Genomic DNA, 23,373 nt, shown 5'->3' on the forward strand with positions numbered 1-23,373 from the left:
TTATAAATGATAATTTGCAACAGGTTTTACTTAAATTTGTAGTCCCGTTAAGGAAAGCATATGAAGATCACATTTGATTTTGAAAAGCCTTTGGCTGAATTACAACAGCAGATAGATAAGGTAGCGCAGATAGAGGATAAGAATAAACTTGATATGTCGGCCACACTGGCCGAACTTGAAGGCAAACTTGAGGCTGCTAAAAAAGAAATTTATGGCAACTTAACCGGCTGGCAAAAAGTACAGATATCGCGCCATCCGGAAAGACCGTATACCCTGCAGTATATTGAACTGATGTGCGATGACTTTATAGAGCTGCACGGCGACCGTACGGTGGGTGATGACAAGGCGATAGTAGGTGGTTTCGGCTCCATTAACGGCGAGTCGGTAATGATCATAGGTCATCAAAAAGGCCGCAACACCAAAGAGCGGCAATACCGTAATTTCGGCATGGCCAACCCTGAGGGCTACCGTAAGGCGTTGCGCCTGATGAAGCTGGCCGAAAAATTCAACAAGCCGGTTATTACATTGATAGATACCCCGGGTGCTTACCCCGGCCTTGAAGCTGAAGAGCGTGGGCAAGGAGAAGCAATAGCTCGTAACCTGTTGGAGATGGCGGTACTTAAAGTGCCGGTTATTTGTGTAATTATTGGCGAAGGAGCATCAGGAGGTGCGCTGGGTATAGGTATAGGCGACCGCGTGCTTATGCTTGATAACAGTTGGTATTCGGTAATTTCACCTGAGAACTGCTCAACCATCCTGTGGAAAACCTGGGAGAACAAAGAGCGCGCGGCTGAAGTTTTAAAGCTTACCTCAACTGAAATGCTAAAGAATAAGCTTATAGACGGAGTGGTAAAAGAGCCCCTTGGTGGAGCTCACCAGGATCCTGTTGCTATGGCTTCGATCCTTAAAAAGCAACTGCTTAAAGAACTTAAGGCACTTAATGAGAAACATATAGACGAGTTGGTAGCGGAGCGTATTGAGAAATTCTGCTCAATGGGCGTTGTAGTAGAAGAGTAATATCATTCAGATCCTCTTATTAGCAGGAGAGCTAAATAATAATAAAAGCGGCGCAAGCCGCTTTTATTATTATTGCTTCTTTTGTTTTATTTTACTTACCAAAATTTTCCTTGTACACACCTTCGTCAAAGCCAAAGAACAAAACGCCTTTGTCTTCAATAACCGGACGCTTAATCATACTGGTTTTCTGTTGGAGCAACTGCAGCGCATCTTCGTTAGTTTTAATACTGTCTTTTACCGCAGGGTCAAGCTGTTTCCAGGTAAGCCCCTGTTTGTTTAAAAACTTTTCGTAGCCTGCTTTTTCATCCCAGTCTTTCAATTTCTCCGTGCTAATGCCCTGCTTTTTAAAATCATGGAATTCGTACGCGACATCGTTGGTTTTAAGCCAGTCGAGCGCTTTTTTAACAGTGTTGCAGTTGGGTATGCCGTAAACTTTCATAGCGCTAAGTTAACCGTTTCCGCCACTTTTGCCGCCCCCGCTTGTATCATCATTTTTAATACCGCGCTGATTTTTTTTAATATCGCTGTTAAGCTTGCCAAATTTATAGCTCACCCTGATGGAAAAATGCCTGTATAACCGGTTGTAATAACCTGTCTGCACAAAATCGCGGGTGGTTGTGTTAGAGGTGTTCTTCCAAAAGTTGCTATATGGATTATTAGCCATAAGGGAGATATTGGCATTTTTATTTAAAAACTCTTTACTCACAACATACGAGTTATATATGAAAAATCGTGAGTTGCCCTGCAAGTTTACATCGCCGCTATAGTAGCCGGTATTCATACCAATGCGGTAACCTTTTTCAAACTTATAGCCTATTCCGGCAAAAGCATTTCCTACGTAGCCGCTGTTGCGGTACATCTGGCCGTTGTAACTGCCCTCAAGCCATATGCGCGAAATTTGCCCATTCAGGTTAACAGACAGTTTTTTTGTAATGTCATGATTGGTGTTAAAATTCAAACCCAGTGTTTTATTGCTGCCGGTGTTTTCAAAAGTAGTGAGTGTTACAGTAGTGTCTATCTGCCTGACAACGTTTTGTATAGCGTTGTTTGAAAACGCATAGCTTAAACCAATATTAACAGACCCTTTTGAGAAATTACTGTAAGTCAGTTCAAAGGAGTTATTTAACTCAGGTTTTAAATCCGGATTACCGGTATTAATAAACGAAGGATTTGACCGGTCGATATAAGGGTTAAGCTGGTAAATGCCCGGCCTGCGTATACGTTGCGTAAACCCTGCATTAATACTGCTGCTTTTTAATTTTCTTTGTATTGATACCGATGGAATTAGGTTACTGTAACTGTTATCAAGTTTTGGCTGGCCTGCATCAAATGTAGCATCAACGGTGGTATGCTCTAACCGTAAACCCGCCTTTGCCGACCATTTATCAAGCTTTAACTGGTATGAATTGTAAATGCCGTATACGTTTTGCTGGTAGTTAAACACATTTGACTGATCTGGATTAGGTATATAAAGGCCGCTGCCGCTATCAAGCGTCTCGGTAGCAAAGTCGGCGAAGTTATTACGTAGGATAGCCTTGCCCCCAGCCTCTATATTAATTTTTTTAAGCGGATGCACGTAATCGATTTGGGCGGTGTGTTCTTTTGTGCCCTGCCTGCTATCTTGCCTGAAATCAGCCTGAGCATAATTAACCCTATTGGTAAAAAAATTCTCATTATAAGCATTGTTAGGGGAATAGCTGAATTTGTATGATAAGGTTAAAAGTTGCTCTTTGCTCTTCGTAAAACCCAATTGATAATTTAAAGCAGCGTCTATACCGGTGTAATGGTTGGTGTTGTTGTTTACCTGGCTATAACGTTCAATTATATTACCTGTAGTTTCTGATGTGCCCGAATTAAAATTTTTCCAATTCTCCCCGTACAACTCAAACGAACCGGATAACAGGTTTAGCGAATCAATCTCGTAGCTTAATTCACCGCTGCCGTACACGTAATTCCCTGTAAATGCATTTTCGCCGGTTTGATTAAGTACAGACGTGATGTTTTGTGATGAATCTAAACGACTTTGTACATTGCCAAATGTGGTAGCATTGCGGGGCTGTTTGCCGAAGCCTGTATAGCCTGAAAAACCGAACTTACCCTGCTTAACAGTTCCGTTCAGGTTAGCGCCCTGTCCCCAGCGCGTATTATGGCGGGCATTTATACCAATGTTGTAGCCCTGATCGGTATTAGCTTTGGTGATGATGTTGATAATGCCTGCCAATCCCTCGGCATCATATTTTGCCGGCGGGGTGGTTATAACTTCAATCTTTAAAATATTGGTGGCGGGCATCGCTTTCAGCACATCTGATGGATTTTTAGCCATCAAGGCCGATTCTTTTCCGTTAACCAGGATTTTATAGGCGCCGCTGCCCTTGAGCTTAATGGCGTCAGAAGCATCTACAGTTAATAAAGGCACCTTTCGCATCATGTCTAACGCTGTATAAGCCTTGCTTTCAGGGTCGGCCTGTACATCATAACTTATCCTATCCACCTCTTGCTTCATCACCGGCTTAACTGCCGTTACAGTTACCTCGTTAAGTTGCCTGGAGGCGGTAGCGAAAAGTATTTTGCCTAAGTCAATATTTGAGGCGGCAGTATCAATATCCAGGGTTTTATTGTTATAGCCTATAAACGCTAAAACAATTTTATAACGTTTGCCGGCAACAGCATTAATTTCAAAGCTTCCATCGCTTTTTGAAAGAACGCTTTTAACAGCGGTTTTTGTTTGTGCATCAAGGAGTGCCACGGTGACGAAATCCATAGCCTTGTTACTCGCTGAATCAATCACCGTCCCTTTGATTTGCTGATTGGTTGGTAATTGCTGCGCAGATAGGCTGGCGGCTACTAAGCAGCAAATAACTGCAAGGATGGTTGATTTCATTTGGTAATTAGTATAACGCCCCTAAATTATATAGGGGTTATATAAGCTGGTGTACATTTAACAAATTTTAACTAAAATATTAGTTAACCTGTCATTTGTTAAATTTTGTCATTGTAAGTTCTGCACCTATTGTGGCAAAACTTTTTATCATCTCGATAGAACGATCAATCAATGCTGGTAACTCAGGTATCTCATCTTCATCAAATCCACTTAAAACATAGTCCACTTGCCTCCCCTTCGGAAAATTATCACCCACCCCAAAGCGCAGGCGCGCATAATTGCTATGTCCAAGTGTTATTTCAATGTGCTTTAAACCATTATGGCCTGCCGGGCTGCCCTTTGGCTTAAGGCGTAAAACACCAAGAGGAAGCGCTATGTCGTCAACAACAACCAACACATTTTCTACCGGTATTTTCAACTCGTTCATCCAATGGTTGAGTGCTTTGCCGCTTAAGTTCATATAGGTGGTTGGCTTTATCAGGTGCAGTGCGCGACCTTTATAGCTTGTTTCTGCATGATACGCATGGCGGCCAATGTTAAATTTCACGCCGTCTTGTTTAGCCATTTCGTCCAACACCATAAAGCCTGCATTATGCCTGGTATCAGCATATTCATGCCCTATATTACCCAATCCAACTATAAGATATTTCATTGAAGAGACAGTTTATTTTTTAGAATGTTACAGCTATTTGAAAATATATACAAAGATAATCCTGTAATGTGGATTGCGCCGATTTATTTAAGGTGGTGTATAAAAAAAGCGATGGTTGCCCATCGCTTTTTGATCACATTTTAAATCGGAATATTGCTTTTTACTACTTTTTAGCAGCTTCCTGCTCCGCCTGGCGTAATGCACGCGAAGTAGTAACTGATACGATAGTATCTTCAGGTGCGTTGGTAATAACCAGGTTTGGTAATTTAATATCACCAACACGGACTGATTTACCAACCTCTAACTCTTCGATGCTTACGTCTACTGTATCCAGGTGGTCTTTTGGTAAACCTTTTATACGCAGTTTCCGTAATTTCTGAACTAATTTACCACCTACCTTAACACCCGGAGAAGTACCTGTAAGCTTAACAGGGATTTCGATAGTGATAGGTTTCTTCTCATCCAGCAACAAGAAGTCAACGTGTAAAATTTGTTCAGTTAACGGGTGGAACTGAATGTCTTTAATAATAGCCTGTGATTTTTGACCGGCTACGTCAATGTCGATGAAATGAACAACCGGTGTGTAAACGGCGGCTTTCAAATCAGCTGCGGACACTGAAAAGTGGGTTTGTGTTTCACCACCATAAAGTACTGCAGGTACCAGGCCCTGGTAACGCAGTTCTTTAGCGTCGCGTTTCCCTACGTTCTCTCTTGGAGAACCGCTAATAGCAAATGATTTCATTTTTTGTTTATTTATTTATTTAGTGCCATGGCCCATAATTAACAGACCATAGTATTTTTAATCCTTTTTACTTGCTATGGACTATCGGCCATAGACCATCGTCTCTTTTACTCTACCTTAAATAACTGGCTTATTGAGCCATGCTCGTTTACATTCATTATCGCCTTAGCAAACAATTCGGCGGTTGATAATACCCTTATTTTGCTGCTTTGTTGTTTCAACGGAATAGTGTCGGTTACAATCAACTCAGCTAATTGCGAATTTTCAATAGTTTCATAAGCCTTGCCTGATAATACCGGGTGGGTACAAACAGCTCTTACGCTGCGTGCGCCACGCTCCATAATCAAACCTGCAGCTTTGGATAATGTACCTGCGGTATCACAGATATCATCTATCAGCACAATGTCCTGGTCGGTAACATCGCCAATGATGGTCATCGACTCAATTTCATTGGCGCGTTTACGGCGTTTATCACAAATTACCACCTCAGCGTTAAAAAACTTGGCAAAGCTGCGTGCACGGTATGAGCCGCCCATGTCAGGCGAGGCAATGGTGATATTACCTAAACCAAGGCTTTTAATGTAAGGCACAAATATTATAGATGCATCAAGATGGTCAACCGGAATATCAAAAAAACCTTGTATCTGTGCGGCGTGCAAGTCCATCGTCATGATGCGGTTAATACCCGCGGCTACCAATAAATTGGCTACCAGTTTGGCGCCGATGGCTACCCGGGGTTTGTCCTTACGGTCCTGACGCGCTAAGCCGAAATATGGAATAACCGCGGTAACATAATGTGCCGATGCACGACGGGCCGCATCTATCAGCATCAGTAATTCCATCAAATTATCTGTAGGCTGGTGGGTTGACTGTATTAAAAATACATCGCATCCACGTACCGATTCATTAAAGTGGGGCTGAAACTCACCGTCGCTAAAGCGCGAAAGAACAACTTCGCCAAGCTCACGTCCGAAACTATCAGCAATTTCTGTAGCCAGGGCCTGTGAACCTGAACCGGAGAATAATTTAACAGGGTTAAATTGTAAAGGCATTTTCTGATTTCGAATTAGGGATTTGAATTTCGAATTGGTTGATTCAAAACGTAATCCTTTTAAGCATCAAACCTGTAAAAAAACAATTCGGATTTTGGATATCCCTGGAACTAAATCCGATCCCGATAGCCATCGGGATGAAAATCCGAAATCCGAAAAAATTATTATTTGTTGCCCGACCAGGATTCGAACCTAGACAAACGGTACCAAAAACCGTCGTACTACCATTATACTATCAGGCAATCTCCGCAGTAAAAATTGCTTTTTTCAACGGACTGCAAATGTAAGACGAAATTATTAATCTTAAAAGTTATTTTTAAAAAAGTATTTTTTAGCATATCCGGCAGTTAACATATATAGTTAAAATATGTTAATCCCCACGTTTTTAATATAAACATCATAATAGTTTTATTAATTTCGGCACCTTATAAATCTGTTTTGTACTTGCATTATAGCGATGAATTATAACAAACTGAATAACGTTTTTGGCTGGGTAGCGTTTTTGATAGCTACGGCAACCTATATTTTAACTCTTGAGCCTTCAACCAGCTTTTGGGATTGCGGCGAGTTTATTGCCTGTATACACCGGTTGCAGGTGGCGCACCAGCCCGGCGCACCGTTGTTCACCATGATTGGTAAAGTTGTTTCCTTGCTGTCGCTTGGCGACGTAACCAAGGTGGCCTACTTTACTAACCTGGCTTCGGCACTGGCTAGCAGCGCTACCATTTTATTTTTATTCTGGACTATTACAGCGCTGGCTAAAAAGCTGCTCGTTAAACGGGACGAAGAAGTAAGTGCAACCAATCTCATACTTATCATCGGCTCAGGCTTGGTTGGCGCGCTGGCATATACATTCTCTGATACCTTCTGGTTTTCGGCGGTTGAATCTGAAGTATATGCGCAATCGTCGCTTTGTACAGCCATTGTTTTTTGGGCTATATTAAAATGGGAGGCCCATGCTGATGAGCCGGGCGCCGATAAGTGGATTGTATTTATTGCCTATATCATGGGCCTTTCCATTGGTATTCACCTATTAAACTTGTTGGTTATACCGGCCATAGCCTTGGTTGTATATTTCCGTAAGGCAAAGCAGGCAACAAGCGCTGGTGCCTTAAAATGGTTTTTTAGCGGCATTGTAGCCGTAGGATTTATACTCTGGGGCGTTATACAATTTACCGTTAAGGGCGCCGCTTTTTCTGACCTGCTTTTTGTAAATACCCTGGGTATGGGCTTTGGCAGCGGTGCTATTACATTTTTTTTGTTGCTGGCCGGGCTGATTGTTTCGGGCATTTACTACACTATTAAGCCGGTTAATGCGGCTATAATAGCAACAGCAGTATGTTTTGTTCTGCTTGCAGGTATCAGCAGCGGCTTTATCGGTTTAATCATAGCCATTGGCTTGGTAGCTTTATTGGAGTATGTTGTAAAGATTCGCGAAAAGCGCTTCGCGCTAAATAGCTTTTTGGTGTGCCTGGCGTTTATATTGTTCGGCTATAGTTCGTTTGTGATGATTGTTATCAGGGCTAAGGCCGGCACAAACCTTAACAATAGCGATCCGCAGGACGCATTCGCGCTTAACAGCTACCTTAACCGCGATCAGTATGGAGATACACCATTAATGTACGGCCAATTTTTTGACTCGAAGTTAATAGACCAAAAGCAGGGTGCGAATATCTATCGCAAAGGAAAAGATAAATATGAAATCGCCGGGAAGAAGATAAAGAACATTTACGACCGTAATACCATTTTTCCGCGCATGTTTAGCGAGAAGTCCGGGCATGACAGGTTTTACCGCGATTGGATGGGCATGGGTGCTGAAGAAAAGCCAACCTTTACCACAAACCTTGGATTTTTTGCCAGCTGGCAGGTAACACAAATGTACACGCGTTACTTTTTATGGAACTTTGCCGGCCGCACCAATGAACTGGACGGCCAGACAGGCAGCAATGTTGACGGTGCATGGATAAGCGGCTTGAACTTTAGCCAGCCATATCCTTACTCGGTTACTAAAAGCAAGGCTTACAACAGGCTTTATTTTTTACCGCTGATTATAGGTTTGCTTGGTGCAATTTATCATTTCAGGCGTAACCAAAAAGATGCCGGTATAGTGGGGGTATTGTTTTTCTTTACAGGCCTGGCTATTGTGTTATATCTTAACCAGGATCCTTTGCAGCCACGTGAACGTGATTATGCTTATGCGGGCTCATTTTACGCGTTTGGTATATGGATAGGACTAGGGGTGCTGTTTATAGCCGATTTGCTGCGTAAAGTAACTGGCGCTAAACCTGCGGCTATAATTGCAACAGTAGCGTGCCTGTTGGCAGCGCCGGTGTTAATGGCAAGCGAAGAGTGGGACGACCATGATCGCTCAACCAAAACCACGCCGCGTGATATGGCTTATAATTACCTGATATCATGTGAGCCTAATGCGATTTTGTTTGTATACGGCGATAATGATACATACCCATTGTGGTACGTTCAGGAAGTAGAAGGGGTAAGACCAGATGTGCGTATTGTAAATCTTAGTTTGTTAGGTACCGACTGGTATATACGCCATATGAAGAAAACCATGAACCAGTCCGCCCCTTTGCCTATTACCATGCCTGATGAAAAGTTTGCAGCCGGAATACGTGACGTGATTTATTACAGCGACTCAAACATCCCGGGATCGGTAGATATAAAAGAAGTTTTTGACTTCATCACTTCTGACGATCCGCGTGCTATGGCCCAAATGCAAAGCGGCGAAAGCACAAACTATTTGCCTACTAAAAACTTTAAACTTTCGGTTGATCGGGATGCGGTTATAAAAAATGGCACTGTTTCGGCTGAGCAGGTAAATAAAATAGCTCCGGTAATTGAGTGGAAATACCCCGGTAACTACATTACTAAGGATAACCTGGCGCTACTGGATATATTGGCTCACAACAATTGGAAGCGTCCGGTGTATTTTGCTGTTACAGTTGGCAGCGAAAATATGATGGGGCTCGACCGTTATATGTATAATGAGGGTTTTGCGTACCGCTTACTGCCTTTAACGCCGGATACTACCATGGCTCCGCTAGAAAATACTAATAGCGGTAAGATGTATGCCACCTTGATGAATAAGTTCAAGTATGGCAACATGAAGAATGCTAAATACCTGGATCATGAATCGCTTACGATGTTTTACCCGCTTATTACCCGTTTGTACATGAACCTTGCCGACAACCTGATAAGGGAAGGCCGTAATGATATGGCTAAAAAGCTTGTAAAAAAATACGACGAGGTTATGCCAGCTATTATACCTGTACAAGAAGTAGCGGTGCGGAAGTATTACCTGCTTGAAAGCGCCTACAGATTGGGCGATACGCAGTTTGGCAACCGCTTGGCCGAGCAAATAGATGATTACCTGGTAAACCTGTTAAATTATACACACGCCATGATACAGAAAGGCAGCATAAATGCCGACAGTCGCGATGTGCAGTTGTCAATGTCCCTGCTGAATGGTTTAGTTGACATGACCAAAGATTATCATCAAACGGCGCTGCATACAAAATATAGCGCCCAGCTTAAAGATTTTCAGAACAAGCTTGGCGTGGTAGACCCCGGCCAGTAAAATTATTGTTTGAAGTAAAAGGAAGCCTCGTTTAACGGGGCTTTTTTGTTAAAATTAAAGGTAACAAAACATTTACTGCCTATTGTAATTATATGATTTGTAGTATACTTGCTACGATTTCAAATTATATTAACATGACCTTTAAATGTATAGCCGGTAGTATGCTGGCTTTGTTAGTAGCGGCTAACACTTGTGTTGCGCAGCAATTGCAACCGGTAGCGGAACAAGCGCAATCAATTTATAACTATCATGAAACATTTGGCCCGTTGTTTTACGCTAAAAATGGCAATGAATACCGTGCAGCTAGCGGTGAACCCGGCCCGAAATATTGGCAAAACCGGGCAGACTACAGGATTGATGCCCGCCTGAACGATCAAACCAATGAGATTACAGGAACGGAAGTTCTGACCTATACCAATAATAGTCCGCAAACATTAGGGTTTTTATGGCTTAACCTCGATCAGAACTTATATCGTCAGGATTCACGGGGCTCGGCAATTATACCCATTACAGGTAGCCGTAATGGCGGGCGCGGGCAGGTATTTGATGCCGGCCATAAAATAAAGTCAGTAAAGCTGGCAGATAGTGGCCAGGAGTTAAAATATATCATTAATGACACCCGCATGCAGGTGTTTTTGCCGAAACAGGTTACCGCGGGCGGTGGCCAGGTTAAGCTAAAAATCGACTTTTCTTTTATCAGCCCTGATTACGGCTCAGACCGTAGCGGCATATTGCAGACAAAAAACGGAAAAGTGTTTGCCATTGCACAATGGTATCCGCGCATGTGCGTATATGATGATGTAACGGGTTGGAATGTTTTGCCTTATACCGGCCCCGGCGAATTTTATTTAGAATACGGCGATTTTGATTTGAATATTACTGCGCCCGCCAACCATATAGTGATGGCATCCGGCGAGTTACTGAACCCGGAAGAGGTATATACTGTGCAGCAACAGCAAAGATGGAAGCAGGCTGCTGAAAGCGATAAAACAGTGCTCATCCGTTCGTCGGGCGAGGTAACCGATGCGTCATCCCGCCCGGCAGGAAAAACCGAGCTCACCTGGAAATACAAGATAAAAAACGCGCGCGATGCCTCCTGGGCTTCATCAGCTTCATTTATTGTTGATGCTGCCAAAATAAATTTGCCAAGCGGAAAAAAATGTTTAGCCATATCTGCCTACCCGCGCGAAAGCACGGGTAATGATAGCTGGGGCCGTTCAACTGAGTACGTAAAAAGGTCTGTTGAAATGAATTCGTCCAAATGGTTTGAATATCCGTACCCCGCCGCTACAGCTGTTGCAGGTAGTGTTGGTGGTATGGAGTATCCGGGCATAGTATTCTGCAGTTATAAATCGCGCAAAGCGGCGCTATGGGACGTTCACGACCACGAGTTCGGCCATACATGGTTCCCCATGATAGTAGGCTCTAACGAAAGGTTATATGGATGGATGGATGAAGGCTTTACAACCTTTATAAACGACCTTACTACCGCTGAATTTAATAACGGCGAATATGCACCGAAACAACCCGTTAATATGCAGCGCGTAAGCATGACCAGACCTGACCTGGAAACAATATTAAGCCAGCCGGCGAACTTAAGGGAATCAAACACTGGCACCTTATTATACTTTAAACCGGCTATGGGGCTTCACCTGCTGCGCGACCAGATTTTGGGCAAGGAGCGTTTTGATTTCGCTTTTAAAACTTATATTGAACGTTGGGCGTTTAAGCACCCTACCCCCGACGATTTCTTCCGTACGATGGAAAACGCCTGCGGGGAAAGTTTGCAATGGTTTTGGCGAGGTTGGTTCATTAACAACTGGCGGCTGGATGTGGCTGTGCGCGATGTGAAATACCTGGATAACAATCCCGCGAACGGCTTGCTGGTTACGCTGGATAATCTGGAGAAAATGGCCATGCCGGTTATACTGGATATAAAATTTAAAAGCGGTAAAACTGATCGTGTAAAGCTGCCTGTAGAGATATGGGAACGTAACGCCAGCTTCATCTACAGACACATGTCGACAGAAGAGGTTGAATCAGTTACATATGATCCGGATAAGGTAATGCCTGACCATAATTCAAGAAATAATGTTTGGCAAAAGTAATAACAGGCTGGGTGTTGCCCGGGTATGTTGAATAGCTATGTTATAAAAATCTTTTTATTTCCAGTGTAAATGACAGACCTGGCAATTGAGCAGATTCGTCCTGAACTTACCTGGCGGCTACGGCGTGACGTGCTTTATCCCGGCAAAAATATGCATGAGATGGAGATGGAGGAGGATAATGATGGTTTCCATTTCGGTGCTTTCAAAAACAATAATTTAGTCGGCGTAGTATCTGTATTTCAAATTGGTGAGGACTTTCAGTTCAGAAAATTGGCAATTGACAGGCTATGTCAAAAGCAGGGGATAGGTAGTGCAGTAATGAAGTATATTATAGATTTTGTGAAAACTAATGGTGGTAAGCGCCTTTGGTGTAATGCCCGGGTGGAGGCAATTGATTTCTATTTGAAACGTGGCTTCTCAGTCACCGGTGAAAAATTTTCCCGTGATGGCATTGATTATGAAATAATTGAGAAAGCATTGACAGAATAAAATGTAAAGCTCACAAGCTTTATTATCTTTGCTTTGGCTTTGCAAATGAGCCTTTTTAATACAAACACATGGCAAAAAAAAAGACTGATACACCGCATATTCCTGTTGTAAACGAAACTTCCCTGGCATTTTTTGAAAAATACATTAACAATGCTTCGCCTACCGGCTTTGAATGGAAAGGGCAGGAATTATGGCTTGATTATTTGAAGCCTTACATAGATGAACATTACGTTGATAACTATGGCACCGCTGTAGGCATCATCAATAAAGACGCCGAATACAAAGTAGTTATAGAGGCGCATGCCGATGAGATATCATGGTTTGTAAATTATATAACCAGTGATGGCTTGATTTACGTTATACGTAACGGAGGTTCGGACCACCAGATAGCGCCATCAAAGAGAGTCAACATCCATACAGATAAGGGCGTAGTTAAAGCAGTATTTGGCTGGCCTGCCATCCATACCCGCCTGGGTGGTGAAAAGGAGGAAGCGCCCAGCCTTAAAAATATTTGCCTGGATTGCGGCTGCACGTCAAAGGACGAAGTAGAGCAATTAGGCATACATGTAGGTTGCGTTATAACTTATGAAGATGAGTTTATGGTGCTTAATAACCGCTATTACGTAGGCCGTGCGCTGGATAACCGCGTAGGTGGTTTTATGATAGCCGAAGTTGCCCGTTTGCTTAAAGAAAATAATATAAAGCTGCCTTTTGGTTTATACATTGTAAACGCCGTGCAGGAAGAAATTGGTTTGCGTGGTGCCGAAATGATAGCACATCGCATTAAACCTAATGTAGCGATTGTTACCGACGTTACGCATGATACCACGACGCCGATGATCAGCAAGATCACCCAGGGCGACCTGGCCTGCGGAAAAGGGCCGGTTGTATCATATGCGCCGGCTGTACAAACCAACGTGAATAAGTTGCTTATAGCCGCCGCCGAAAAAGCCAATATTCCGTTTCAACGCCAGGCATCATCCCGCTCAACCGGTACCGATACTGATGCCTTTGCTTATTCAAACGAGGGAGTGCCCTCGGCATTGATATCCCTGCCTTTGCGCTATATGCATACCACGGTTGAAATGATACATAAAGAGGATGTAGACAATGTAATCCGTTTGATTTACGAAAGCTTGCTGACTTTAGAGGCCGGACAGGATTTCAGATATATCAGGTAACAAACTAATTAAGTTGCCGTAAAACATTTTGCTGTAATCTTGATTTTTTATATCGCGGCGCAAAAATTATTATCCAATCATCTATAAAACAATGAAACCAACATTATTAATATTAGCCGCGGGCATGGCCAGCCGCTATGGCAGCATGAAACAGGTTGACGGCTTTGGCCCCAACGGCGAAACGATTATTGATTATTCCATATACGATGCCATTAAAGCCGGCTTCGGCAAAATCAGCTTCATCATCCGCGAGGAGTTTGCCGAGGCGTTTAAAGCCAAGTTTGAGCCCAAGCTAAAAGGCAGGGTAGAGACAGATTATGTGTTCCAGGGTTTTGACTTGAAGCCTTTTGGTATTGATAAAGAAGTAGAACGTGCCAAACCCTGGGGAACGGCCCATGCCGTGCTGGCAGCACGCAACCAGGTGCATGAGCCTTTTTGCGTAATAAATGCCGACGACTTTTACGGGTATGATGCCTTTGAAAAGATGGCCAAATTTTTAACCACTGAAGCTGCTGATGATACCTACTCACTGGTAGGTTACCAGATAGACAAAACCCTGTCAGAGAATGGATCGGTATCGCGCGGGGTATGCAAGGTTGAGGACGGCAATATGATAGAGATAAACGAGCGCACCCAGGTATATTTTAAAGAAGACGGCAGCGTAGTGTACGAAGAGGGTGGTGTGGAATACCCGTTAGCTAACGATACCCGTGTATCAATGAACTTCTGGGGCTTTACACCGGCAGTTTTTAAACAAAGCGAGCCGATGTTTAAACGGTTTGTTGAGGCAAACGAGGGGAACCCGAAAGCGGAGTTTTTTATCCCGCTGGTAGCTGATGAACTGATAAAAAGCAGAACCGCTAAATTTAAAGTGATCCCTACGGCCAACAAATGGTTTGGCGTTACTTACAAGGAGGATAAACCCATAGTGCAGGAAAGTATTTCGGAACTGGTGAACAATGGCACCTACCCGGAAAATCTTTGGGCCTAACCCCCGGGGGGGGGAATTTAAAAAATGTTATCAGGCGTCATTGCGGATACCAGGCAATCTCTAACGCGCTAAGCCGTTATAATGGCAAAGTAAATAGTTTAGAGATTGGCTAGTCTCTCCCGTAATGACGTTTATTATTAGTAAGAAGAATGGAAACAGAGGTTTTAGGCAATATAGAAAGAACAGAACAGCAGGGAAACGCTTTAGTTATTACTACCAATGAAGCCACAGCTAAAGTATATGTTTATAACGAAGCTATCATCAGGGTTAATGTTACAAAATTCCCCGGCAAGCCTGATACTTCCTTCGCGGTGATTCAACAACCTACAGGTGCCTTAAATTATTCCGAAAACAATGATGAAATCATCATCTCCACCAAAACGCTTAAGCTTCGTATCAATAAATCACCGTTGCGGTTTAATTTTTATACAGCTGACGATAAGGCATTAAGCGAAGATGATTCCCGTTTTGGTGTCAACTGGCAAAACGAGCGTGTAGTTAATTACCGCAAATTATATCCGGACGAAAAATTCATTGGCCTGGGAGAAAAAACGGGCAACTTAGACCGCCGGGGTACACACTATGTAAACTGGAACACTGATGCCTCAAGACATACTATTTATACTGACCCGTTATATAAAACCTTTCCGTTTTTTATAGGCTTGCATAGCACACTTACATACGGGCTTTTTTTTGATAATACGCACAAAAGTTACTTTGATTTTGGAGCTACTACCGACGATGAAATGAGTTGGTTTGGTGCTGACGGTGGCGACATGAACTACTATTTTTTTGGTGCGCAGGGCGTAGCTAAAATTATTGAGGATTATACATGGCTAACCGGCCGCATGGATATGCCACCGTTATGGAGCCTCGGCTACCAGCAATGCCGCTACAGCTATATGAGTGCTGAAGAGGTACTTAAAATAGCCTCCAAATTCCGTAAAAATAATATACCTGCCGACGTGATCTATTGCGATATAGATTACATGGACAACTATAAAATATTTACCTGGAATAAAACTGCTTTTGCCAACCCTAAAGACATGATTGACCAGCTGAAGGAAATGGATTTTAAGGTAGTGGCCATAGTTGATCCGGGGATTAAGGTTGAACCCGGTTACAAGCAGTACGATGAAGGCGTGGAAAAAAACTACTTTGCCACTTACAGTAACGGCGATAAATACATAGCAAGTGTTTGGCCGGGCCGCTGCTACTTTCCTGATTTTTTTAATGATGAAGTGAAGGAGTGGTGGGGCGCCTCGTTCACCGCGCTTACCGAACCCGGTGTTGAAGGGTTTTGGAACGACATGAACGAGCCGGCTGCCTGGGGTCAGAACATCCCGCTGAATGTAAAGTTCGGTGATAAATATATCGGCGAAGTGCGTAATGTGTACGGCATGGAAATGACCAGGGCTACGTATAACGGTACACGTAAAATATTAGGCAATAAACGGCCATTTGTACTCACCCGCGCAGCATATTGCGGTACGCAGCGTTACTCAGCAGTTTGGACGGGCGATAACACTGCCACCGACGAGCATATGCTGTATGGGCAACGATTGATAAACAGCCTGGGGCTGGTAGGCATGTCTTTTTCAGGGGTAGATATTGGCGGCTATACTGGCAATCCCACGCCTGAACTGATGATTCGGTGGAATTCGCTGGGGCCATATATCCCGATGTACCGCAATCATGCCGAGATAGGCACCGCTATGCGAGAGCCGTGGGAATGGGGTAAGCAAAATGAAAAGATAATTAAGAAAGATATTGAACAGCGGTATAAATTGCTGCCTTACATTTATTCAGGTTTTTACCAATCAACCCAAACAGGTTTGCCACTAAGCCGTACACTGGCCATTGAGCACACCCTGGACGAGAATGTTTTTAATGTAATGTATCAAAACCAGTTTATGTTTGGTGATAGCTTGCTTATAGCGCCGGTTGAAAGTACTAAACGCATTGCCGATGTATATTTACCTGAAGGGGAATGGTACCGTTTTGCCGGTGATAAAAAATATAAAGGGGCTAAAGCCCATAAAGTGCCCGCGCCGTTGGATGATTTGCCGGTATTTGTTAAAGCTGGTGCAATTATACCTATGCAGCATGTGGTCCAGAGTACAAATGATGCAGGTGATGGTGTCCTTGAATTACATGTTTGGAATGGTAAGTCAGCTAATGAGTTTGTATACTACGAGGATGACGGAGCAACTTATGATCATGAACGGGGCATTTATCATAAACGTGTGATCACCTTTAACCCGGCAAAAAAAACCGTGAGTTTATCAGTAGCCGAGGGTGATTTTACTTCCCGTTTCACGTTATTAAAGTTGATATTACATGGGTTTGATAAAGTTACGCCTGTTAAAAAGGCGATAGCCTACACAAACGACGAAATAGTTATCGGGTACTAATCACCGTATAAATCTTGCCGTTAGGGCGATGCGTTTGGAACGTGGCACAGCCGCGTTGTAGCTTCGGCGTCGGCCTTTGTTTTTTAACCCACTCTGAACCATGACCATGAACTATTCACTAACTTTGCCGATATGATCAAAGTCATCCTTAAAAAAGGGAAAGAAAAAGCAGTGCTGCAGCGCCACCCCTGGGTATTTTCGGGTGCTATAGAGGCCGTAAAAGGCAAGCCTGTTAATGGTGATATTGTGCGCCTTGTAAACGCAAAAGGCGATTTTATGGCGTATGGGTTTTACAACGATCAATCGCGGGTTGCTTTGCGTTTGTTGGAGTGGGACGAGCAGGTAATAATTGACGAAGTTTGGCTGCGCGATAAGATACGTACGGCTGTCGCCGCACGTATGCAATTGCTTAACACTGATGACACAAATGCGTGTCGGTTAATATTCAGCGAGGCTGATTATTTGCCGGGCTTAATCGTAGATAAGTACGCAGATCATCTGGCAGTACAGGTACTTACCTCAGGGATAGAGAGGCTGATGCCTGTTGTAATTGATGAACTTCAAACATTATTGCAACCCAAAAGCATATTTGATAAAAGTGATGCCTCGTCGCGCTTGCATGAAGGGTTAGAAACCAACAATAAGTTGCTTTGGGGTACCCTTCCGCCTGATTTGATTGAGGTTAAAGAAAACGCTGTTGTATACGGCATTAATATCGCCGAAGGGCAAAAATCGGGCTTTTATTGTGATCAGCGCGAAAACCGGCACATATTAGCACGCTACGCTACAGGGAAAAAAGTGCTTGACTGTTTTTCATACACCGGAGGTTTTACATTAAATTGTATTAAACATGGCGCCGCTTCCGTTACTAGTGTAGATAGCTCGGCATTGGCAATAGAAACTTTGACCGAAAATATACGTCTGAACGGGTTTAACCAGGCTAAACATACTGCCATTAAAGCGGATGTAAACAGCCAGTTGCGCAGATTTAAGGAGGATGGGGAAAAATTCGATGTGATTATACTTGATCCGCCAAAATTTGCGCCCTCGCGCTCGGCGCTTGACCGGGCATCACGTGCGTATAAGGATTTAAACCGCGTGGGCATGTTGTTGTTAAATAAGGGCGGACTGCTGGCGACATTTTCATGCTCGGGAGCAATGGATATGGAAACCTTTAAACAGGTGCTGGCGTGGGCTGCGCTGGATGCAGGCAAGCAGGTGCAATTTATCTACCAGTTTTGCCAGCCCGAAGATCATCCTGTGAGATCGTCTTTTCCTGAAGGGGAATACTTAAAAGGATTATTGTGCAGGGTGTTTTAAATGGTGGTGGATTTCATGACGCAGAGGATATTGATCGAATAATTATGAAAAAGGCATTAGTAATTATCAGTTTGGCTTTTTTTGCTGTCGCAGCTAACGCCCAATCAAAAAACCCTAAATACGATCCGGCATTAGCTTATGAGTTGGGCGCCGATGATTACGGCATGAAGCAGTATGTATTGGCTATACTCAAAAGCGGAAGTAATACCACAGCAGACAAAGCAACAGTTGACAGCGCATTTAAAGGGCACATGGCTAATATGAAACGGTTAGTAACTGAGGGGCACTTAATTGTTGCAGGTCCGTTAAAAAAGAACGATAAGCAGTACCGCGGCATATTTATTTTAAACGTGCCTACTGTAGAGGAGGCAGCCAAATTGGTGGATTCAGACCCGGCTGTTAAAGCAAAGCTGCTTGATGTTGAATTATACGGCTGGTATGGATCGGCGGCATTGCCCGAACATCAGAAGATACATGACAGGATAGAGAAAATGAGTTTTTAGCAATATATAAAGCTTGTTCTGTAATCACCAAAGGCACTAGTGAATCTTACCTTTCAACTATTTCCTTAGCAGTACTCTTGCTTTTAACTTTCAGGTTTAACATTTCTACCATTACCGAAAATGCCATGGCGAAGTAAATGTAACCTTTAGGGATATGCTGGTCTAACGACTCGGCAAGTAAAGAAACACCTATCAGCAATAAGAAAGACAATGCCAGCATTTTAACAGTTGGATGTTTATTTACAAAAGCTGCCACGCTGCCTGATGCCCACATCATTATACCCACAGCAATAACCACCGCTATTATCATCACTTCCACGTGCTCAGCCATACCTACAGCCGTAATTACCGAATCGAGCGAGAACACGATGTCAAGTATCATGATTTGGAAAATAGTGCCCCAAAAAGAGTGCCTTTTTATATTAGCGCCGCCTTCTTCATCACCTTCAATTTTACCATGTATTTCGTGGGTGCTTTTATATATCAGGAACAAACCGCCTATAAGCAAAATAAGGTCACGACCTGATATGGCTAATTTTGCAACCCATTCAGGGTCGGTCATTCCAAACCATTCTGCGGCGTTAAAAAGCGGTTGTGTTAAGCGCATTACCCAGCTGATAGTAAGCAATAACAATATGCGTGTTATAAGCGCCATGGCTAACCCTAACCTGCGGCCTTTAGCTTGCTCTTCCTTCGGCAGTTTATCCGCCAGTATTGAGATAAAAATTATATTATCAATGCCTAAAACTATTTCAAGAACAGTCAGGGTAATTAACGATATCCAGGTTTCGGGACTGGCGAAGATTTCCATAGTTGTAAATAACGGCCTAAAAATAAAAAAACCTCTGCCTATGGCAAAGGTTTTTTATCATCACGAAGAATATTATTCAAATTTCACTCCGCCGTATTTTGAATTAATGGTAATTAGTTTATCGTTGTTGCTACTTTTGCCAAGGTGGCCTTTGTAATTTTTGGTAGGTTTAAAACCCTTTTCATCATCAGGGTTTTTAGCCGTTATTCTTACCTGGTCGTCATCGTAATTAAAACCGCCGTAGTGCACAGTTACATCAAAGTCAATGTTCGACAAATTTTCTACTCCTAGTTTTATCCCGGAGTAGGCAGAGTTTATAGCAAGGTTTTTAAGGCTTTTATCCAATGTGCCAATATTTAATCCGCCGCAATACTTTACGTTTATATTTCCTGATGACTTGAGGATGCCAATATTGACACCGCCATAGCTTACATTGGCATTTAGATTTGATCCTTCAGACAGATTAAGGCTGCCATAAGCAACATTAAGATCACAGCCTGATAAGCCTTCGATATTTGCGCCGCCATACTTTACCTGGATCACATTAGCGGTATTACTTAGTGTTTTAGCCGCCAGGTTTCCGTACGAGTTGCTGACAATAACTTTTCCATACAAATCAGGCAAGTTAACGGCACCATATTTATTTGAAACGGTTAAAGCATTTTTAGCCGGCATAAATACGGTATAGTTGATCTCTATTTTTCTTACTATTCGTCTCCCGATGCTCGACCAGCCTTTATCTCCGTTGTTAAACTGAGTTTCAAAGCGTACAGTAGAACCCTCTTTAGCGTCATGTATTACAACGTTATCCAGCATTTTCTGCGCAGCGCCTTCATCACTGCTTGAAACCTTAATTCTAACGTCAACTTTAAATTCGCTTTTATTCCAGGTGTTTACCGTGACGTTGCCATATTTATTGCTAATTTCCAATACATCATTCGGCCCTGCGCTATAGCTCTTGCTGTATATTTTTTCTCTTTCTTCAAAAAAACCTGATGTAATACCTGTAACCGGCCGTTTCTTACTCAAGTTATCGGTTTCGTTGTCATTACCCGTATTGACCTCTACTCTCAGATCATTTATTACAGCCGAAACATCGGGTATAGCGTCTGAAATATTTACCGTAATACTCTTTTCAAGGTTTCTGAGTCTTTTCGTTAAGCTTTTACTAAGGGATTTATCGAGCCTTTTTAATTTGACATTCAATCCGTCAAATTTTGTACTTGGTAAATCAATGGTCAACGGTTGTATATCCGGCACTATTACTTCAGGTACAGCCGGCAGCTCTGTCATCGGTACCGGCGGTACAGCAACGGCTTCCTGAGCTATGGCGGGCAGGCATGCTGTCCAAAATGCCATAAGCATTAACATGGACTGCTTATATATCTTTAATTTCATTGCTTTGTTCCTTTTTCATTTGATTAAACTGTTCAATTACGCTTAATTGCTGGTTTAGCACCTCGGTTTGTACCTGCAAATTCCGGATCATCGCACGTAAAACCCTTTCCTGGTTAGGGCTGGTGGCCAGGTCGCTGTTAAGCTTCTTATATACCGAGTCCATTTTATGTAACTCTTTGCTGAATTCTTTATATAACTGCGGGTCTGATTTTGCTAATTCCTTAAGTTCACTGCGTTTGTTTTGAACTACCGACGCATAATGCATTTGCTGTTTAGCATAAGCAGGATTTATATCAGCAAGGCTAACCCCGGCCGTGTTTTGATTGCGCAAATACAGGGCAAAACAAACTCCCATAACGATGATAACGCTGGCGGCAACTTTTACTACAAATGCCAGCGAGAAGGTTTTGGCTTCACGCGTTGTAAGCCGGGGTTTATTTAACTGTAAATTTTGCTCTATTTTCCCCCATAATTCCGCACGCGGTTCAATGTCATTGAATTCGTCCTTGTTTGCCCTGATGAAATCTTCTAATCGCTTGCTCATGATGTAACTCCTTTCCTTTTTAAAATTTCACTCAATTTCCTTTTTGCTCTCAAAAACTGGGTTCTTGATGTATTTTCTGTTATATTTAATATCTGGCCTATTTCTTCATGGTCGTACCCTTCAAGCAGGTATAATGATAGCACTACACGGTAACCCTCTGGTAACTCCTTTATAGCCTCTTTCACCACAGCCACTTTGTAAAGTGTTTCCTCTTCATCAGCCGGCATTTCATCAGCTATATTTTCTAAACCCTCATCATCCATGTCGGCAAATTCAAGCTTACGCTTGCGCAGGGCATTAATGCAACGGGATACCACAATTTGCTTAAGCCATAGTCCGAAGGTTGTTTCCTGCCTAAAGTCATGCACCTTGTTAAAGGCATGTAAAAATGCCTCTTGCAGCACATCCTCAGCTTCGGCAATGTTACCCACTATCCTAAAGGCGACATTAAGCATCGCTTTAGAATACAGACGATAAAGTTCGTAACAGGCCTTTTTACTGCCCTGCTTACACTCAACCACCAGGTTATAATGTTTGTCGATGTATATAGCTTCCAATTGTGATATTCAGCTTTCTGTGTTATATGACAGCGTGTTTTACACAACGTTGCACGTGGACTGATAAATTTTGTATTTAATGTTGATACGCTAAAGATTTCCTTACAATAATGTGCTGCAGGATATTGCTGCACCGGCCCGAATATTTCTCTTAGCCTGTTTTGCTTAGAAAATTATCCACAGCGGCTACTGCTTTATCATACCGTTGTTGTTCCAGGCCTGATATAACTACATACCGTGCATTCAGCGCCTGCAGCTCTTTGTGCCATAGTTGCATAAAATGTGAGCGTAAGGTGGGAAAGTCACGCAGCGGGTCGTCAACCCACGGCATATCAATATCAAGTAAAAGGTAAAAGTCGTAAGTATGGCGGGGCAGCTCGTCAAGCACTTCGGGAGGTGTTTTGCCAAACAAATGATCACTCCAAATTTTTATTGTAATAAATGTAGTGTCGCATATCAATATCTTACTGGCCTGCGGCAACATTTTTTCCTCGAGATCTAGCTGGCCATAAAACATGTTTACTTCATCCTGATAGGTACAAGGCGAAGTTAGTTTTTCGCAATACTGGCGCGCAAACTCGGGCACCCATACCGTGTGGTAATGTTTTGCCAGGTACGCCGACATCGTTGATTTTCCAGTAGACTCTGGTCCTACGATAGCGATTTTAATTATGTTTGGCAGCGGGTTGCTCATGCAGTTTTTGGTAAAAAGTTAAAGATTAATAACAAGAGTCAAGCATGCTGGTTCTTGCAGTCACAGTTACAGCCTTTGGCAGACTTTAATAACGCCTGTATTATACACCTTGTTCACGTAACCCTGACCACGCCGCTACTGCAAAGTACATTTCAAATATAATTAAAAGTACGTGTAGGTTAATTTGTACATAAACCGATTGGTGTATTAAATAAAATACACAATAGTGTGGTAAATTATATACAACTGTAATTAACCCTAACAATACAAAGGGTTTTAAGTAACATACATAGGCTTTTTATTATCACCAGCATGCTTATTTTAGCTTTGTAACACGTTAGTTACCTCAACTTGTAAATGTTGGCGTCGTGTTTGTTTCAATGGAAATGACCTTGCATCATCTGTAGAAACATCAAGAATTACA

The 23,373-nt window shown here is 42.8% G+C and carries 19 protein-coding genes and 1 tRNA gene; 9 read left to right on the forward strand and 11 right to left on the reverse strand.

Going from position 1 to position 23,373, the window contains the following annotated elements; genetic code table 11:
* The first annotated feature begins 60 nt into the window (after window positions 1–60).
* The gene (locus tag DJ568_RS10975; protein WP_114005313.1) at window positions 61–1,017 is read left to right on the forward strand and encodes an acetyl-CoA carboxylase carboxyltransferase subunit alpha; all 957 of its coding nucleotides are present in this window, start codon (window positions 61–63) and stop codon (window positions 1,015–1,017) included.
* Between the two features lie 91 nt (window positions 1,018–1,108).
* Here DJ568_RS10975 and DJ568_RS10980 read toward each other — a convergent pair whose 3' ends face one another.
* The 6 genes from DJ568_RS10980 to DJ568_RS11005 form a co-directional block, all read right to left on the reverse strand.
* Entirely contained in the window at window positions 1,109–1,456 is a 348-nt protein-coding gene (locus DJ568_RS10980; protein WP_114005314.1) for a Spx/MgsR family RNA polymerase-binding regulatory protein, read from the reverse strand.
* Between the two features lie 9 nt (window positions 1,457–1,465).
* On the reverse strand, window positions 1,466–3,898 hold the full coding sequence (locus tag DJ568_RS10985; protein ID WP_114005315.1) for an outer membrane beta-barrel family protein: 2,433 nt from the start codon (window positions 3,896–3,898) through the stop codon (window positions 1,466–1,468).
* Window positions 3,899–3,989: 91 nt separating this feature from the next.
* Window positions 3,990–4,550 (reverse strand): aminoacyl-tRNA hydrolase, encoded by a 561-nt coding sequence (gene pth / locus DJ568_RS10990; protein WP_114005316.1) that lies wholly within the window; start codon window positions 4,548–4,550, stop codon window positions 3,990–3,992.
* 163 nt (window positions 4,551–4,713) lie between these two features.
* A complete protein-coding gene (locus DJ568_RS10995; protein ID WP_114005317.1) occupies window positions 4,714–5,292 on the reverse strand; it encodes a 50S ribosomal protein L25/general stress protein Ctc in 579 nt (192 codons plus the stop codon).
* A 107-nt stretch (window positions 5,293–5,399) separates the two neighbouring features.
* The gene (locus DJ568_RS11000) at window positions 5,400–6,344 is read right to left on the reverse strand and encodes a ribose-phosphate pyrophosphokinase (protein ID WP_114005318.1); all 945 of its coding nucleotides are present in this window, start codon (window positions 6,342–6,344) and stop codon (window positions 5,400–5,402) included.
* A 171-nt stretch (window positions 6,345–6,515) separates the two neighbouring features.
* Window positions 6,516–6,586: transfer RNA gene (locus tag DJ568_RS11005), tRNA-Gln, on the reverse strand.
* 215 nt (window positions 6,587–6,801) lie between these two features.
* Between DJ568_RS11005 and DJ568_RS11010 the strand changes: the two genes are divergently transcribed.
* From DJ568_RS11010 to DJ568_RS11045, 8 genes are all read left to right on the forward strand, one after another.
* Window positions 6,802–9,939 (forward strand): DUF2723 domain-containing protein, encoded by a 3,138-nt coding sequence (locus DJ568_RS11010; protein WP_114005319.1) that lies wholly within the window; start codon window positions 6,802–6,804, stop codon window positions 9,937–9,939.
* A gap of 134 nt (window positions 9,940–10,073) precedes the next feature.
* Window positions 10,074–12,047 carry a M1 family metallopeptidase gene (locus tag DJ568_RS11015; protein WP_114005320.1) on the forward strand — a complete coding sequence of 658 codons (1,974 nt, stop codon included), beginning with the start codon at window positions 10,074–10,076 and terminating at the stop codon, window positions 12,045–12,047.
* 69 nt (window positions 12,048–12,116) lie between these two features.
* Complete coding sequence (locus DJ568_RS11020; RefSeq protein ID WP_114005321.1) at window positions 12,117–12,536, forward strand: GNAT family N-acetyltransferase; 420 nt, start codon at window positions 12,117–12,119, stop codon at window positions 12,534–12,536.
* A gap of 68 nt (window positions 12,537–12,604) precedes the next feature.
* On the forward strand, window positions 12,605–13,717 hold the full coding sequence (locus tag DJ568_RS11025; protein WP_114005322.1) for a M42 family metallopeptidase: 1,113 nt from the start codon (window positions 12,605–12,607) through the stop codon (window positions 13,715–13,717).
* Between the two features lie 91 nt (window positions 13,718–13,808).
* Window positions 13,809–14,708 carry a nucleotidyltransferase family protein gene (locus tag DJ568_RS11030; protein ID WP_114003536.1) on the forward strand — a complete coding sequence of 300 codons (900 nt, stop codon included), beginning with the start codon at window positions 13,809–13,811 and terminating at the stop codon, window positions 14,706–14,708.
* Window positions 14,709–14,857: 149 nt separating this feature from the next.
* Entirely contained in the window at window positions 14,858–17,122 is a 2,265-nt protein-coding gene (locus tag DJ568_RS11035; protein ID WP_114005323.1) for a glycoside hydrolase family 31 protein, read from the forward strand.
* Between the two features lie 132 nt (window positions 17,123–17,254).
* The gene (locus tag DJ568_RS11040; RefSeq protein WP_114005324.1) at window positions 17,255–18,442 is read left to right on the forward strand and encodes a class I SAM-dependent rRNA methyltransferase; all 1,188 of its coding nucleotides are present in this window, start codon (window positions 17,255–17,257) and stop codon (window positions 18,440–18,442) included.
* A gap of 44 nt (window positions 18,443–18,486) precedes the next feature.
* Window positions 18,487–18,945 (forward strand): YciI family protein, encoded by a 459-nt coding sequence (locus DJ568_RS11045; RefSeq protein ID WP_114005325.1) that lies wholly within the window; start codon window positions 18,487–18,489, stop codon window positions 18,943–18,945.
* Between the two features lie 46 nt (window positions 18,946–18,991).
* Here DJ568_RS11045 and DJ568_RS11050 read toward each other — a convergent pair whose 3' ends face one another.
* From DJ568_RS11050 to DJ568_RS11070, 5 genes are all read right to left on the reverse strand, one after another.
* Window positions 18,992–19,756 (reverse strand): TerC family protein, encoded by a 765-nt coding sequence (locus tag DJ568_RS11050; RefSeq protein ID WP_114005326.1) that lies wholly within the window; start codon window positions 19,754–19,756, stop codon window positions 18,992–18,994.
* Window positions 19,757–19,828: 72 nt separating this feature from the next.
* Complete coding sequence (locus tag DJ568_RS11055; protein ID WP_114005327.1) at window positions 19,829–21,154, reverse strand: hypothetical protein; 1,326 nt, start codon at window positions 21,152–21,154, stop codon at window positions 19,829–19,831.
* Entirely contained in the window at window positions 21,135–21,698 is a 564-nt protein-coding gene (locus DJ568_RS11060; protein WP_114005328.1) for a hypothetical protein, read from the reverse strand. Before DJ568_RS11060 ends, DJ568_RS11055 begins: the two co-directional genes overlap by 20 nt.
* The gene (locus DJ568_RS11065) at window positions 21,695–22,255 is read right to left on the reverse strand and encodes an RNA polymerase sigma factor (RefSeq protein ID WP_114005329.1); all 561 of its coding nucleotides are present in this window, start codon (window positions 22,253–22,255) and stop codon (window positions 21,695–21,697) included. The genes DJ568_RS11060 and DJ568_RS11065 overlap by 4 nt, the downstream gene beginning before the upstream one ends.
* Window positions 22,256–22,406: 151 nt before the next feature.
* The gene (locus tag DJ568_RS11070) at window positions 22,407–22,949 is read right to left on the reverse strand and encodes an AAA family ATPase (protein ID WP_114005330.1); all 543 of its coding nucleotides are present in this window, start codon (window positions 22,947–22,949) and stop codon (window positions 22,407–22,409) included.
* Window positions 22,950–23,373 lie beyond the last annotated feature (424 nt).

The sequence above is a fragment of the Mucilaginibacter hurinus genome (genome assembly GCF_003324525.1).
In the GTDB taxonomy this organism is placed as follows: Bacteria; Bacteroidota; Bacteroidia; order Sphingobacteriales; family Sphingobacteriaceae; genus Mucilaginibacter; species Mucilaginibacter hurinus.